General features: G+C 69.5%; 13 protein-coding genes. 6 read left to right on the plus strand and 7 right to left on the minus strand.

What is annotated here, in order from left to right:
* Position 1: 1 nt before the first annotated feature.
* A complete protein-coding gene (locus tag ACP699_RS17145) occupies positions 2–1,672 on the minus strand; it encodes a phospho-sugar mutase (RefSeq protein ID WP_426172474.1) in 1,671 nt (556 codons plus the stop codon).
* Positions 1,669–2,502: a purine-nucleoside phosphorylase gene (locus ACP699_RS17150; protein ID WP_017828488.1), complete on the minus strand. Its 834-nt coding sequence runs from the start codon at positions 2,500–2,502 to the stop codon at positions 1,669–1,671. The genes ACP699_RS17145 and ACP699_RS17150 overlap by 4 nt, the downstream gene beginning before the upstream one ends.
* Positions 2,503–2,550: 48 nt before the next feature.
* Here ACP699_RS17150 and ACP699_RS17155 point away from each other — a divergent pair, with 48 nt between their 5' ends.
* On the plus strand, positions 2,551–3,999 hold the full coding sequence (locus tag ACP699_RS17155) for an NAD(P)H-quinone dehydrogenase (RefSeq protein WP_055870910.1): 1,449 nt from the start codon (positions 2,551–2,553) through the stop codon (positions 3,997–3,999).
* A gap of 63 nt (positions 4,000–4,062) precedes the next feature.
* On the opposite strand, the gene ACP699_RS17160 is transcribed toward ACP699_RS17155, so the two are convergent.
* Both ACP699_RS17160 and ACP699_RS17165 read right to left on the minus strand, forming a co-directional pair.
* Entirely contained in the window at positions 4,063–5,829 is a 1,767-nt protein-coding gene (locus ACP699_RS17160; protein WP_426172477.1) for an acetyl/propionyl/methylcrotonyl-CoA carboxylase subunit alpha, read from the minus strand.
* 78 nt (positions 5,830–5,907) lie between these two features.
* Positions 5,908–6,546: a Maf family protein gene (locus tag ACP699_RS17165; protein WP_055877951.1), complete on the minus strand. Its 639-nt coding sequence runs from the start codon at positions 6,544–6,546 to the stop codon at positions 5,908–5,910.
* Between the two features lie 23 nt (positions 6,547–6,569).
* Between ACP699_RS17165 and ACP699_RS17170 the strand changes: the two genes are divergently transcribed.
* The 5 genes from ACP699_RS17170 (at position 6,570) to ACP699_RS17190 (ending at position 12,247) form a co-directional block, all read left to right on the plus strand.
* Complete coding sequence (locus tag ACP699_RS17170) at positions 6,570–7,814, plus strand: class I SAM-dependent RNA methyltransferase (protein ID WP_426172479.1); 1,245 nt, start codon at positions 6,570–6,572, stop codon at positions 7,812–7,814.
* Between the two features lie 40 nt (positions 7,815–7,854).
* Positions 7,855–8,514: a response regulator gene (locus tag ACP699_RS17175; RefSeq protein ID WP_055870922.1), complete on the plus strand. Its 660-nt coding sequence runs from the start codon at positions 7,855–7,857 to the stop codon at positions 8,512–8,514.
* Positions 8,504–9,739, plus strand: coding sequence for an ATP-binding protein (locus ACP699_RS17180; protein ID WP_426172481.1), 1,236 nt, complete (start codon positions 8,504–8,506; stop codon positions 9,737–9,739). The genes ACP699_RS17175 and ACP699_RS17180 overlap by 11 nt, the downstream gene beginning before the upstream one ends.
* Complete coding sequence (locus ACP699_RS17185) at positions 9,736–10,728, plus strand: hypothetical protein (protein WP_229778878.1); 993 nt, start codon at positions 9,736–9,738, stop codon at positions 10,726–10,728. Before ACP699_RS17180 ends, ACP699_RS17185 begins: the two co-directional genes overlap by 4 nt.
* Before the next feature lie 319 nt (positions 10,729–11,047).
* The gene (locus ACP699_RS17190; RefSeq protein WP_127483367.1) at positions 11,048–12,247 is read left to right on the plus strand and encodes an ROK family transcriptional regulator; all 1,200 of its coding nucleotides are present in this window, start codon (positions 11,048–11,050) and stop codon (positions 12,245–12,247) included.
* A gap of 349 nt (positions 12,248–12,596) precedes the next feature.
* Here the strand turns inward: ACP699_RS17190 and ACP699_RS17195 are convergent, their stop codons facing one another.
* From ACP699_RS17195 to ACP699_RS17205, 3 genes are all read right to left on the minus strand, one after another.
* Complete coding sequence (locus tag ACP699_RS17195; RefSeq protein ID WP_229778879.1) at positions 12,597–12,848, minus strand: acyl-CoA carboxylase epsilon subunit; 252 nt, start codon at positions 12,846–12,848, stop codon at positions 12,597–12,599.
* Positions 12,845–14,434 (minus strand): acyl-CoA carboxylase subunit beta, encoded by a 1,590-nt coding sequence (locus ACP699_RS17200; protein WP_373695445.1) that lies wholly within the window; start codon positions 14,432–14,434, stop codon positions 12,845–12,847. Before ACP699_RS17200 ends, ACP699_RS17195 begins: the two co-directional genes overlap by 4 nt.
* 81 nt (positions 14,435–14,515) lie before the next feature.
* Positions 14,516–15,454, minus strand: a complete 939-nt coding sequence (locus tag ACP699_RS17205; protein ID WP_426172484.1) for a hypothetical protein — start codon at positions 15,452–15,454, stop codon at positions 14,516–14,518.
* Between the last annotated feature and the right edge of the window lie 66 nt (positions 15,455–15,520).

The raw sequence follows: 15,520 nt of genomic DNA on the forward strand, positions 1-15,520 counted from the left end.
CTCAGGAACGCTCGTCGAGCAGGGCGCGGACTCCGGCTTCGAGCTCTGCGACCGCCTCGCGCGCACTCTCCGCCGACTCCGCGCGGGCGTCGATGTAGACCTTGAGCTTCGGTTCGGTGCCGCTGGGGCGCACGATCACCCGTGATCCGTCGACGAGACGGTACCGCAGCACGTCGCCGGACGGCTGGCCCGGCGCTGCCTGCAGAAGATCCTCGGCGGAGGCGATCGAACGTCCGGCGATGTGCGTCGGAGGAAGCGTGCGCAGCGCGAGCATCACGTTGCCGATGACCGCGAGGTCCTCGACGCGCACCGACACCTGGCCGCTCGCGAAATGCCCGTAGGTCTCTCCGAGCTCATCGAGCAGATCGACGAGCGTGGCTCCCCGGTCGCGTGCCTCCGCGGCGAGGCCGAGGATGGCGACCGCGGCCGATACGCCGTCCTTGTCGCGCACGGTCTCCGGGTTCACGAGATAGCCCAGTGCCTCCTCGAAGCCGAAGACGATGCCGGGGGCGCGCGAGATCCACTTGAACCCGGTGAGGGTCTCGTGGAAGTCGAGTCCGTGGTGCGCCGCGACGGCACCGAGACCGGGGGAGGAGACGAGGGAGCACGCGAGCGATGCACCAGGGGTTCCTGCCGCCGCGCGGGCAGCCCGTGCGCCGAGCAGGAGACCGACCTCGTTGCCGGTGAGACGTCGCCATCCGTCCGCTGTCGAGGCATCGGGCACGGCAACGGCCAGGCGGTCCGCATCGGGGTCGTTCGCCAGGATGAAGTCGGCCTTGACCCGGCGGGCCCTCGCGAAGGCGAGATCCATCGCTCCCGGTTCCTCGGGGTTCGGGAACGAGACGGTGCGGAACGTGGCATCGGGGGTGAGCTGCTCGTCGACGACGAAGGGCTGGGGGTAGCCGGCATCCTTCACGATGCGCGACAGCGTCTCCCAGCCGACCCCGTGCATCGCGGTGTACACCCACCGCATCCCCGTGGTGCCCGCCGGGGCCGGGGCCACGGCGACGGTCGCGGCGATGTAGGCCTCGACGACCTCTTCACCGGCGGTCTCGTAGTCCGTGGAGCGCGGGAGCGTCGCGACGGATCCCGCGTCGGCCGTGCGCTGGATGTGCGCGGCGATCTCGGCGTCTGCGGGGGCGACGATCTGCGACCCGTGGTCGCCGCCGCCGAGGTAGACCTTGTAGCCGTTGTCGTTCGGCGGGTTGTGGCTCGCGGTCACCATCACGCCGGCATCGGCTCCGAAGTGGCGCACGGCGAAAGCGAGCACGGGCGTCGGGAGGAGCCGGGGGAGCAGGATCGCGCGCAGACCTGCCCCGGCGAACAGCTCGGCGGAGTCCGTCGCGAACACGCGGGAGTTGCGGCGTCCGTCGTAGCCGACGACGACTGTCGGCGGGCGTCCGTCGGACTTCTCGCGCAGGTAGGCGGCGAAGCCGGCGGCGGCCTGCGCGACGAGCACCCGGTTCATCCGGTTGCTGCCGGCACCGAGCTCGCCGCGGAGACCGGCGGTCCCGAACGCGAGCCGCGTGCGGAAACGGTCCTCCAGGTCGGCGATCGCCCCTTCGTCGCCGGCGGCGGCACGGGTGATCACACCGGCCAGCTCGTCGCGCGTCTCGTGATCCGGGTCCTGTCGCAGCCAGGCTCTGGCCTGCGCGAGCAGCTCCTCGTTCACAGGGCCTCGACCACCCTCGCCAGGAGCGCGGAGATCACGGGTTCGGCCTCACGTCCGGCTTCGATCACCTCGCCATGGCTGAGCGGGGTCTGCTGGATGCCCGCGGCGAGGTTGGTGATGAGGGAGAAGCCGAGGATCTCCATGCCGGCCTCGCGGGCGGCGATCGCCTCGAGCGCGGTCGACATGCCGACGATGTGACCGCCGATGTGCTTGGCCATCTGCACCTCCGCCGGGGTCTCGTAGTGCGGGCCGCGGAACTGCGTGTAGACGCCCTCGTCGAGCGTCGGATCGACGGTGCGGGCGACGTCGCGCAGGCGCTTCGAATAGAGGTCCGTGAGATCGACGAACGTGGCGCCCTCGAGCGGGGAGTCCGCGGTGAGGTTGATGTGGTCGCTGATGAGCACGGGCTGACCGGGCGTCCACGTCTCGCGGATGCCGCCGGCGCCGTTGGTCAGCACCATGATCTTGGCGCCGGTGGCGGCGGCGGTGCGCACGCTGTGCACCACGCGACGCACACCGTGAGCCTCGTAGTAGTGGGTGCGTGCACCGATGACGAGCACGTTCTTGCCGTCGGGGGTGCGGATGCTGCGCAGGGTGCCGACGTGGCCTTCGAGCGCGGGCTTGGAGAAGCCCGTGACCTCGGTCGCGGGGATCGTCGCGACGGTCTCACCGATGATGTCGGCGGCCTTGCCCCAGCCGCTGCCGAGGGTGAGGGCGATGTCGTGCTTCTCGACACCGGTCAGACGTGCGATGTCGGCTGCGGCCTGCGCGGCGACCTCGAACGGGTTCGCGGTCGGGTCGTCGAGGGGGTTGCTGTGCGTTTCGGGCATGGATCCACTCTAGGAAGGTGCAGGCTCGGGTGCCAGGATTGCGCGAGAATGGATTCCATGTCTTCCACCACTTTCGAGCGCACTCAGCGCGTCGCCGTCCTCGGCGGCGGTCCCGGCGGCTACGAGGCGGCCCTCGCGGCTGCCCAGTTGGGGGCCGAGGTCACCCTGGTCGAGCGCGTGGGAGTCGGCGGATCCGCCGTCCTCACGGACGTTGTGCCCTCGAAGAGCCTGATCGCCACCGCCGATGCCGCCGTCGCCATCTCCGAGGCGAGCGACCTCGGTGTGAACTTCTACGCGAAGGGCGATCACTCCAGGCCGCTCAAGCCGGAGATCGCGATCAACCTCGCCGCGGTGAACAAGCGCCTGCTCGCACTGGCGGGTCAGCAGTCCGAGGACATGCGCGCCACGCTCCTCGAAGCCGGGGTGCGCATCCTGTCCGGACACGGCCGCCTCGAGGGGCCCACCGCGATCATCGTGTCGACGGGCCAGGGCGGCACCGACTTCGACCGGGTCGAGGCCGACACGATCGTCGTGGCCGTCGGCGCCTCGCCGCGCGAGCTCGACTCGGCCAAGCCCGACGGCAAGCGCATCCTGACCTGGACCCAGCTGTACGACATGAAGGCCCTTCCCGAGCACCTCATCGTGGTCGGATCCGGTGTCACGGGTGCGGAGTTCGCCTCCGCCTACATGAACCTGGGGGCGAAGGTCACGCTCGTCTCGAGTCGCGAGCAGGTGCTCCCCGGCGAGGACAAGGATGCCGCAGCCGTTCTCGAGAAGGTGTTCAAGCGCGGGGGGATGCAGGTGCTCTCCAAGTCCCGCGCCGACCGGGTCGAGGTCACCGACGAGGGCGTCACGGTCACGCTGTCCGACGGACGCACCGTCGACGGCAGTCACTGCCTCATGGCGGTCGGGTCGATCCCGAACACCGCGGGCATCGGTCTGGAGGAGGCCGGCGTCGAGCTCGACGAGTCGGGGCACGTCCGTGTGAACCGCGTCGCGCGCACCTCGGTCCCCAACGTCTACGCCGTCGGCGACTGCACGAACTTCTTCCCGCTGGCCTCCGTCGCCTCGATGCAGGGCCGCACGGCCGTGTTCCACGCCCTGGGCGACATCGTGATCCCGCTCGAGCAGATCAAGATCACCTCGAACATCTTCACCGCGCCCGAGATCGCCACGGTCGGCTACGGCGAGAAGGACGTCGAGGACGGCGTGGCCGACGGCCTGGTCTACAAGCTCCCGCTCGCGGCGAACCCGCGCGCGAAGATGATGGGCATCAAGGACGGCTTCGTCAAGCTCATCGCGCGCAAGGGATCGGGCACGGTGATCGGCGGCGTGATCGTCGCTCCCAAGGCCTCGGAGCTGATCTACCCGATCGCGGTCGCCGTCGAGCGCCGTCTCACGGTCGACCAGGTCTCCCGGGTCTTCGCGGCGTACCCCTCGCTGTCCAGCAGCATCACCGATGCGAGCAGGGCGATGCACCTCGTGAACATCTCCTGATCCACGCAGACATGCGAAAGGCGCCCCACCTCGGTGGGGCGCCTTTCGCGTCGATGCGGTGCGTCAGCTGATCGTGAGCAGCTGGTGTCCTGCGGAGACCGTGGCGCCGGCATCCGCGTTGATGTTGCCGACCACGCCGTCCTTGTGCGCCTGCAGCGGCTGCTCCATCTTCATGGCCTCGAGCACGACGACCAGGTCGCCCTTGACGACCTGCTGTCCGTCGGCGACGGCGATCTTGACGACGGTGGCCTGCATGGGCGACTTGACCGCGTCACCGGATGCTCCGGCGTTGGCGGTGGTGGCGTGGCTGCGGCGCGACGGCGGGACGGCGGCAGGGCGCCCGGCGGTGCCGGCCGCGACCGCGACGCGATCGGGCAGGCTCACCTCGAGACGCTTGCCGGAGACCTCGACGACGACCGTGTGACGCGATTCCGCAGGCGTCGGCGCCTCGAGCTCGCCGTCCCACGCGGGGATGTCGTTGACGAACTCCGTCTCGATCCAGCGCGTGAAGACGCCGAACTCGCCGTTCTCCGCGGTGAACGCGGGATCGCGCACGACCTTGCGGTGGAACGGGATGACGGTGGGGAGCCCCGCGACCTCGAACTCGTCGAGCGCGCGGCGCGAGCGCTCCAGTGCTTCCGCCCTGTCTTTGCCCGTCACGATGATCTTCGCCAGAAGCGAGTCGAACGCACCCGAGACCGCGTCGCCGGCGGTGACGCCCGAGTCGAGCCGGATGCCGGGACCCCCGAACGTCTTGAAGACGTGGATCGGGCCGGGCTGGGGCAGGAATCCGCGACCGGGGTCCTCGCCGTTGATGCGGAACTCGATCGAGTGCCCCTGCGGCTTCGGGTCGTCGTAGTGGATGGTGCCGCCGGCCGCGATGCGGAACTGCTCGCGCACCAGGTCGATGCCGGTGACCTCTTCGGAGACCGGGTGCTCGACCTGCAGGCGGGTGTTCACCTCGAGGAACGACACCGTGCCGTCGGCGCCGATGAGGAACTCGCACGTGCCGGCGCCGACGTAGCCGACCTCCTTGAGGATGGCCTTCGACGCCGAGTAGAGGAGGTCATTCTGCTCCTGCGTGAGGAAGGGGGCGGGGGCCTCCTCGACGAGCTTCTGGTGGCGGCGCTGCAGTGAGCAGTCGCGCGTCGAGATGACGACGACATTGCCCTCGGCGTCGGCCAGGCACTGCGTTTCGACGTGACGCGGCTTGTCGAGGTACTTCTCGACGAAGCACTCGCCGCGTCCGAAAGCGGCGACGGCCTCGCGGGTGGCGGATTCGAACAGCTCGGCGACCTCGTCGAGCTCACGCGCCACCTTGAGGCCGCGTCCGCCGCCCCCGTAGGCCGCCTTGATGGCGATCGGCAGACCGAACTCCTTCGCGAAGGCGATGACCTCGTCGGCGCCTTCCACGGGACCGGGAGTGCCGGGGGCGAGAGGTGCGCCGACCTTCTCTGCCACGTGACGCGCGGTCACCTTGTCTCCGAGCGCCTCGATGGCCTCGGGCGACGGGCCGATCCAGGTCATCCCCGCACCGATGATGGCGCGAGCGAACTCGGCGTTCTCGGCGAGGAACCCGTATCCCGGGTGCACCGCGTCGGCACCGGCGCGGCGGGCGATCGAGAGGATCTTCTCGATCTGGAGGTAGGTCTCGGCACTGGTCGAGCCGCCGAGGGCGTAGGCCTCGTCGGCGAGGCGGACGTGCAGAGCGTCGCGATCCTGGTCGGCGTAGACGGCGACCGAGGCGATTCCGGAGTCCCGGGCGGCGCGGATGATGCGGACGGCGATCTCGCCGCGGTTGGCGATGAGCACCTTGGCGATAGCAGGCATGCTTGCCAGCCTAGCGAGAACGATCCCGATCCCTTTGACGACTCCCCACAAGAAAGTCGAGAAAACGTGGAGGGGAGTCTACGACCAGAGGTCCGTCCAGCGGACACCGAGCTCGGCCGCCAGGCGGCGGACGGTCGACAGCGACATGCCGACGACCGTCGAGGGGTCGCCGTCCACCCGCGTGATGAAGGCGCCGCCCAGGCTGTCGACAGTGAAGGCCCCTGCCACGTGCAGCGGCTCTTCGGAGGCGACGTACGCGGCGATCTCCGCGTCGCTCACGTCGTGCGCGAACGTCACGGCGGCTTCGGCGACGGCGGTGGCTTCGGTGGGCTCTGATCCGGGAGCGACCCGGAACACGGAGTGCCCGGAGTGCAGGATGCCCGTCGCTCCACGCATCTCCTGCCAGCGCCTGGTCGCCTCCTCCGGGGTGTAGGGCTTGCCGTACACCCGCCCACCGAGGGCGAACATCGAGTCCCCGCCGATCACCAGGCCGTCGAAGGTGCCCTCGTCGGCGAGACCGTGCGCGACGGCCGCGGCCTTCGCACGGGCGAGCAGCAGCACCAGTTCCGCCGGCGGCAGGGATGCGCCTCGTTCCGCCTCTGCGGCGGCGGCGACGGCGTCCTCATCCACATCCGGCGACACCGTGAGCGGTTCGATGCCGGCCTGGCGGAGCAGCATGAGTCGGGCGGGGGAGGTGGAGGCGAGGCAGACGCGCATGTCCACCACCGTATCCTCGAAGAATGACTTCCTCCCCAGCCGACGTGCTCGAACTCGACATCACCGGCATCGCACACGGGGGCACCTTCGTCGCCCGCCACGAGGGACGCGTGGTCTTCGTCTCCGATGCGATCCCCGGTGAGCGCGTGCGTGCCCGCGTGATCGCCCCGCAGGAGGGCGCTGATGCGTCGACCCGCAGCTTCTGGAGGGCGGAGACAATCGAGGTGCTCGAGGCCTCGGAGCACCGCCGCCCGCACGTGTGGGCGGAGGCCGACGTCTCCCGTGATCCGGCGGACCGCCCGGGCGGCGCCGACCTGGGCCACATCGATCTGGACCACCAGCGCGATCTCAAGCGGCGTGTGCTGACCGAATCGCTGGACCGATTCGCGGGCAGCGGCCTCGCGGCCCCCGAGATCGAGTCCGTGGAGTCGGGCGACGGCCTCGGATGGCGCACGCGCGTCACCCTGCACGTCGACGACACGGGAGTGGCCGGGCCGTTCGCCGCTCGCAGCCACCGCGTCGTCCCCGTGACCTCGCACCCGCTCGCACGGCCGGCGATCGCCGAAGCGGCACTCGCACTGCAGGGCGAGGCCCCTGGTCGCATCGAACTCGTCGAGCCCGCCGACGGCACGGTGCGCATCATCCGTCGCGAGGAGACCGAGCGCGCACCACGGGTGCAGAGGGGCTTCCGCAAGCGTCCCACTCCCGAGGTCATCCACGAGATGGTCAACGACCGGCGCTTCCAGGTCGACTCCACGGGCTTCTGGCAGGTGCACCCGCGCGCGGCCTCAGTGCTCGATGCCGCCGTCTACGGGATCCTCGACGGGCACGTCGACGAGCAGAAGTCGCACTACGACCTGTACGGAGGGGTCGGTCTGTTCGCCGCGACACTCGCCGATCTCGGCGGCACCGACATCGTGACGGTCGAGTCCAGCGCCCGCGCCACCCAGCACGCGGCCGCGAACCTCGCTCCCCTCGAGGTGAATGCGGTGACGGCGCGCGTCGATCGTTTCCTGGCCACGCAGAAGCGCGGGCGCACAGGAGCCGTGGTCCTCGATCCCCCGCGCGCCGGTGCCGGTCGTCAGGTGGTCGAGGCGATTCACGCGCTCGCGCCGGATGCCATCGCGTATGTCGCGTGCGATCCGGTGGCCCTCGCTCGCGATCTCGGCACCTTCCGGACTCTCGGATGGAACGTGGATCGCCTTCGTGGCTTCGATCTGTTCCCGCACTCGCATCACTTCGAGGTCGTCGCGTTGCTCACCCGGTGAGCGATCCTCGGCTCGTCGGGGGACTCAGTAGGCTGAGGGGATGAGCACGGTCGCACTCATCGACGATCACGAGTCCGTTCGCCTCGGTCTCGAGGCCGCGTGCGCGCGTGACTCGCAGACCGTCGTCTTCTCCGGGAGCACCGTCGTGTCGTACCTCGAATGGCGCCGCGCCACCGCGGCGGCGCCTGCCGAGGTCGTCGTGCTCGATCTCACTCTCGGCGACGGGACGACCGTGACCGAGAACGTGACCTCCCTCGTGAACGACGGTGCGAGCGTCGTGATCCACAGCGTCGCCGATCGGCCGGCCGCCGTGCGCGAGGCGCTCGCTGCCGGTGCCGCCGGAGTGGTGAGCAAGTCCTCCGCCCTCGACGACGTCCTCGATGCGATCCGCACCGTGGCGCAGGGCGAGGCCCTCAACAACGTCGAGTGGGCGAGCGCCGTCGACGGAGACCGCGCCTTCGCCGATGCGCAGCTCGCCACACGGGAGCGCGAGGTGCTCCGCCTGTATGCGACCGGCCTGCCGTTGAAGGCCGTCGCCGAGAAGCTGGGCGTTGCCTACTCCACCGCCAAGGAGAACATCACCCGCATCCGCGTGAAGTACGTCGAGGTCGGGCGCCCCGCGCCGACGAAGGTCGATCTCCTGCGCCGAGCGATGGAGGACGGGATCGTCACGGCTGACGAGGCACCCGGTGGCCGCTGAGCCGCTGAGCATCCGCGACGCCTGGAGCAAGATCCCCTCTCCCGGCAGCACGGAGACGGCGTACGAGCGCTTCACCGGCAAGCGCATGGAACGGATCCTCGCGATCGTCGTCGCGATCGGTTCGGCCGTGCTCGGAGCGCAGGCCCTGATCTCCGCGATGGGTTCCCTGTCCGCAGCGGATCCTGCGCACCTGGTGACGCTGATCGTGGTGTTCGTGCCGCTCGCTGCGATGCTGCTGGCCTGTGTGGTGGGCCGGGGTGTTCGCACCTTCTCCGGAATCTTCGCCGTGGTCTACGTCCTCGCGCTCGCCGCCTGGCCGACCGTCGTCGACCCCTCGGACAAGGGCGCGGGAGACCAGCCCTGGATCTTCTTCCTGGTCAACGTCGGTGTCGTCGCGGCCATGCTCGCGTTCCCGCTGTGGCTCCAGTTCGCGTGGGCTGCCGGGATGCCGTTCGTCTACGGCTACGTGCGCCTCGTCCAGGGGGAGTTCTCCCGTGAGTTCTGGGTGACGACCGCGTTCGATGTGTCGTTCACCCTCATCCTCGGTGTCGTCATCGTCTCGCTCGGCTGGATGTTCCGCTCCGTCGCCGCCGGCGTGGACGAGGCCAGGGGGCAGGCGGTGGCTTCGTACTCGACGGCTGCCGCAGCGGCCGCAGCGGAAGAGGAGCGGGCGGCGATGTCCGCCTTGATGCATGACAGCGTCCTCGCCGCGCTGATCGCCGCCGAGAGGGCCGAGGGTGAGCGTGCGGAGGAACTGGCCGTCGCCATGGCGCGGGAGGCTCTCACCCGCCTTGCGAACACCGAGGCCGCCGTCGCACAGGAGGGCAGCGATGAGCCCGTCGGCACGGCGCAGATCGTCGTCGAGCTGCGTCGGGCCCTGTCCGAGCTCGGTGCCGACGCGATCGTCGAGGAGCGCGGAGGAATCGGCCTCCTCCCCGGGCGGGCGGCTCGTGCGCTGGTGCTCGCCGCGCGGCAGGCCATCGGCAACGCCGTGTCGCATGCCAACGGGCGCGGGCTCCACATCATTGTCGAGGGGCATGCAGACGAAGGGGTCGTCGTGACGGTCTCGGACACCGGGTCGGGTTTCGATGTCGACTCGATCGGTGCCGACCGCCTCGGGATCCGCGCGTCGATCTTCGCGCGCATGGCGGGCGTCGCCGGCACGGCCGACATCGTCTCCGACGAGCACGGCACCACCGTGACGCTGGGATGGGTGCGCTCGTGAACCGCACCGTGCGCAGCGTCGCCACCTCTCTCGCCGTCGGTTTCGCACTGTACTTCGTCGCCCGCGGGATCTGGTGGATCGAGCAGCCGACCGCTCCGCTGCTGATGGTCCTCGCGATCGCCGTGTACCTGGTGGTCGTGAACATCGCGATCCTCGGCGACGGCGCCTCGGTGAAGATGCCGATGTGGTCGGCGATCCTCGCGTTGCTGGCGAGTGCGGTGATCCCCGTGCTCGTCACCTTCTCGCTCGAACCGGCGGATCGCACCGCCCCTTTCGCGACCTGGTACATCGGTGCTCTCGGCCTGCTCGGCATCGTGTGCGTCGTTCGCCGGCGGTCCCTGATCGGCTGGCTCGTGCTCGTGGTGCTCGTGGTGGCGGCGTCCGCGTCGCTGGGCTTCGTCGTGGCGCTCAACCTCGGGCTGGTCGGCTCCATCATGTGGGTGGCCGTCGCGCGACTGCTCGTGATGTTCTGGGACCGGGCGGTGCGCGACACCGAGCGTCTCGCAGAGATCCAGCAGGCGGTGTCCGCATGGCACGCCACGCAGCGGGTCCGGCAGCGTGAGCGGCGTCTTCGCACGCAGTTCGCCCTGGCCGTCGCCGGCCCGGTCCTCAGCAGGGTCGTGGCGGCGAGGGGCGCGCTGAACGATCAGGAACGTCTGGATGCACGTCTCGCCGAGGGGCGGCTGCGCGACGAGTTGCGCGGAGCCGACCTCCTCAACGACGCGGTGCGCAACGCGATCGAGGCGGCGCGACGGCGCGGCGTGGTCGTCACCGTGTTCGATGAGGGCGGCTTCGACGGTATCGACGAGGCGCGCCGCAAAGCGATCCGAGACGAACTGGCGGTGGTGCTCAGCCGGGCGCAGACGTCTCGACTCATCATCCGCTCGTCACCGGACCCTCGTATCGCGGTGACCGTGGTCGGCCGCGCCGGTTCGCGATCGTCCGGCGACGATGATGCGGTCGACCTCTGGCACGAGATCCCGCGCTGAATGCCGGTCCTCTGACGCGGTTCGCGAACGTCCTCGGCCCCGGCCGGGGGAGGCGACCGGAGTCGAGGATGATGAGAGTGGGAGAGGGGCGGCGAATCCGCCTGCCCCTCTCCGTGCGGACAGTTACCCGAAAACCGTCCGCTGGTGGCCGATCAGCGTCTGTCTACCCTGGGACAGAGAGACCAGCCGAACGCGAAGCGTCTCCCTCAGTCTGATGGCTTGCGCAAACATTGTCTGTAGGTATTTTGGGGGACAAGAATCCGCCTCGATGGTGGATCATTGGACGATGGCAACGCGTCGTGGCACCAATCTCCCGCGTATGGGTGACTTCAACCAGTCCGTGATCCTCGAGGCCATCCGCCAGTCCGGCGAGGGGTTGAGCAGGATCGAGCTCGCGACGGCGACCCGGCTCTCGGCGCAGACCGTCACGAACATCACCCGGAGGCTCCTCGATGACGGGTTCATCAGGGAGGCCGGGCGCACGATCAACGGGCCTGGCAAGCCGCGCGTCACCCTGAGGCTCGTCGCAGACAGCCGCTTCGCGGTGGGAGTGCACCTCGACCCCGCCCTCATGACATTCGTGCTGCTCGACCTGTCGGGTGCCATCGTTCGACGCCTGAGCGTGCGCACGCCCGCCGAGGATCCGCACCGGATCGTCGAGGCCATGGCAACGACGATCGACGCCCTGATCGTGGGATCGGGTGTGGATCGCTCGCGGATCGCGGGGGTGGGGGTCGCGGCCCCCGGCCCGCTCGACGTGGAGAAGGGCACGGTCATCGATCCCCCGAAGCTCGTCGGCTGGCACCGTGTTCCGCTGCGCGAGGTGTTGGCGGAGGCCACCGGGCTGCCCGTGGTGCTGGAGAAGGACACGACGTCTGCCGCGGTGGGGGAGTTGTGGACTCGACGCGAGTCGGCCGACGACTCGTTCGTCTTCGTCTACCTCGGCACCGGGATCGGCGCGGCCCTGGCCAGAGACGGGGAGGCGGTGCGTGGCAGCACGCGCAACATCGGCGAGATCGGGCACATCATCGTCGACCCGGACGGGCCCTCCTGCTCGTGCGGGTCCCGCGGGTGCGTCGAGGTCGTCTGCACCCCGCAGGCGATCGTCGAACAGGCGGAGCGTGCGGGTGTCTTCGGCGACGACCGCCAGGCGAGCGACGTCGCCGCCGTGCATGAGAGATTCAGTCGGCTGTGCGAGCGAGCGGCCGAGGGCGATGAAGCGGCTGTCGAGGTGCTGAGACAGGCGGCTGCGCACATCACCGTGCTGACGGCGGCGCTGACCAACATGCTCGACGTGGATCGGGTCGTGTTCGGCGGGCCTTTCTGGGCTCGGCTCGCCGACGTGTACCTGCGGGAGATCCCCGCCAGGCTCGATCGTGCCAGTGCGACGCGCGCGGTGCGCACGCTTCCTGTCGATGGCACGGTGGTGGGGGACGACGTCGGTGCGGTGGGTGCCGGGTGCGTGGTCCTCGACTCGGTCCTCAGTCCCCGTGCCTCGGATCTGCTGCTCGACAGCTGATCCGAGACGCCGTCCCGGTCTCTGCCGTCGACGGATCAGGGCTTGCGGGCATAAGTCTAATCGATGTAATATTTAGGGTTCCCTCATCGTCGGAACACGGAACTGCGCCCTCTCTCCGCATGCTCGGCACCGTGGCATGCAGGGGGGAAGCGGTCCCGGTCCGAGTCGGGGTGAACACGCCCCATCCTGCACAGGGCAGGGCGAGGCGGCGACGGGGAACGTCGCCGAGCAGGGCGCTGGGGGTCCTGCGACGATCGTCTGCGTGATTCGTGAGGCGGAGGGTTCACGGATCACGCAGACGTAGTCGGATTCCTTCGAGACGCCTGAGTCCCGCAGCTGCGCGCGGCGGTCAGCCGGAGAAGCGCCCCCAGGGGATGTCGCGACGAAGCGGGCGTCGCAGCGGTCGCTGCGTCCGCGTCCATGCCGACACGGACGGCTCGTCGGCGACGGCGGCAGCCGCCTCCGTCGCATAGGCCTCGCTGATCACCGCGATGAGCGCGGCGAGCTCTTCCTCGGTGGCCGCCCCGCGGGTGATGTCGAGCATCGGCGCCTCCGGGGTCTCCGGGGCCGGTGTGCCGTCCTGAGCGTTCTGCGCGGTCACAGCGGGATGTTCCCGTGCTTCTTCGGAGGCAGCTCCGCACGCTTGCCGCGCAGAGCGCGCAGCGCCTTGGCGATCGAGACGCGGGTGTTCGCCGGCTCGATGATGCCGTCGAGTTCGCCGCGCTCTGCCGCCAGGAAGGGCGACGCCACGTTGTAGGTGTACTCGTTTGCGAGCCGGGTGCGCACGGCGGCGACGTCCTCACCGGCCTCCTCGGCCTTCTTGATCTCGCCGCGGTACAGGATGTTGACGGCGCCCTGGCCACCCATGACCGCGATCTCCGCTGTCGGCCACGCGAGGTTCACATCCGCGCCCAGCTGCTTCGAGCCCATCACGATGTATGCGCCGCCGTAGGCCTTGCGCAGGATCACGGTGACGAGGGGCACGGTGGCCTCTGCGTAGGCGTAGAGCAGCTTCGCGCCACGGCGGATGACTCCGGTCCATTCCTGGTCGGTGCCGGGCAGATAGCCGGGCACGTCCACGAGCGTGACGATCGGGATCGAGAAGGCGTCGCAGAAGCGCACGAACCGGCTCGCCTTCTCTCCGGCCTCGATGTTCAGGGTGCCGGCCATCTGCGAGGGCTGATTGGCGATGATGCCCACCGACCGGCCCTCGATGCGTCCGAATCCGATCACGATGTTGGGCGCGAACAGCGGCTGGACCTCGAGGAAGTCGCCCTCATCGACGACATGCTCGATGACGGTGTGGATGTCGTACGGCTGATTCGTCGAATCGGGGACGATCGTGTTGAGCGTGCGATCGGCGTCGGTGGTCTCGAACTCGAAGGCGCTCTCGTACGACGGCAGCTCCGCCATGTTGTTGTCCGGGAGGAAGCTCAGCAGCGTGCGCGCGTAGTCGATCGCGTCGTCCTCATCCTCAGCGAGGTAGTGCGCGACGCCCGAGCGGGTGTTGTGCGTGTACGCACCGCCGAGCTCTTCCATGCCCACGTCCTCGCCCGTGACGGTCTTGATCACGTCGGGGCCGGTGACGAACATCTGGCTGGTCTTGTCGACCATGATCACGAAGTCGGTGAGGGCGGGGGAGTACACCGCTCCGCCCGCAGCCGGGCCCATGATGATGGAGATCTGCGGGATGACGCCGGATGCACGGGTGTTCAGGCGGAAGATCTCGCCGTACTTGCCGAGGGCGACGACGCCCTCCTGGATGCGCGCGCCACCGGAGTCGAGGATTCCGATGCAGGGCATCCCTCCGGCGAGGGCGAACTCCATGATCTTGATGATCTTCTCGCCGGCGACCTCGCCGAGCGAACCGCCGAAGGTCGAGAAGTCCTGCGAGTACACCGCGACCGTGCGGCCGTTGATCGTGCCCACGCCGGTGACGACCGAGTCGCCGTAGGGTCGCGAACGATCCATGCCGAAGGCCGTGGTGCGGTGGCGCACATACTCGTCGAACTCGACGAAGCTCCCGGGGTCGACGAGCAGCTCGATGCGCTCGCGGGCGGTCATCTTGCCCTTCGCGTGCTGCTTCTCCTTCGCCTTCGCTTCCGCGTCGACGACGGCTTCTGTATAGCGAGCGCGCAGATCCGCGATCTTGCCGGCGGTGGTAAAGAGGTCGGGCTTGTCCGTCACGGATTCCACCCTATCGTCGGCTCGCCTCCGGCTGTTGGATGCTCGCCACAACGGGTCGGCCGATCCTTTGGCGAGGTGCGCTCAGCCCTCGGGCTCACCGGACTCGAGTTCCGGGTCGGTCTTGGGGCGGCGGCCGATCGAGCGGGCCTTGCGTCCCGCCCACTCCACCCCGCGGACGGTCGTACCGGCCGCTCCCGCCACCGCATTGCCGGCGTAGCGGGCGCCACGCAGCACCCGCAGCTCCAGCTTCTCGGCGCCGGGCACGGGTTCCAGTTCGAGGGGAAGGTCGATCGGGGCGGCACCGAAGGCCTTGTGGGACGTCGTCAGCACGCGGCGGCCGAGGATGTTGTTCCCCGCGCCTCCGATCGCGGCACCGATCCCGAACGGGAGGGCCTTGCCGATGACCGACGCGCCGCCCTTGGCAGCGAACTGCTTCACGAACATGCTCTTGAGCTGGTCGACGAGAGGTCCGACGGCGGCGCGGGGGAGTGACTTCGTGACGAGCTCGCCCCAGTACGACGATCTGCTCCCGCCGCGCCCTGCCACCTGCCCGGCGAGCTGTCCGACCAGGTCGACGCCCTCCTTGCCGAGCATCAGCGTCATCACCAGCGCTCTGGCGCGATCCGGGTTCGCGACCGCGATCCCGTGCACTTCGGCGACCGACTGCGCGAACAGAGCTGTGGACTCCACGAAGCCGACCGTCTCCACGCCGGAGAGTGCGAGCGTGACACCCGTGCCGATGCCCGGGACGACAGCGGTCGCGCCGACCGCGGCTCCACCGGTGGTCACGGCCGCCAGGTAGCGACGCTCGAGGATGCGGATGATCTCGGCCGGCGAGGCCTGCGGATTGCGCAGGCGGATGCTCCGGATGTGCGCCAGCACGAGCGGTCGCTGGATCGACAGCACGCGGTCGAGGCCGCGCACCATCATCGGATGCTCCGCCGATCCGGTGGGAGGCACCCCCTTGTCCCACGGGGCGTCGTCCGGGAGCGAATGGATCTTGTGCACCTTGGGAGCCATGCTGCGATCCTATGGAGCCAGTCCGCGAAAACGCCGAAAGCCCGGTCCCTCGGAGGGACCGGGCTT

Origin of the sequence: Microbacterium sp. DWRC1-3 (genome assembly GCF_049896645.1) — a bacterium.
Taxonomy (GTDB): Bacteria; Actinomycetota; Actinomycetes; order Actinomycetales; family Microbacteriaceae; genus Microbacterium; species Microbacterium maritypicum.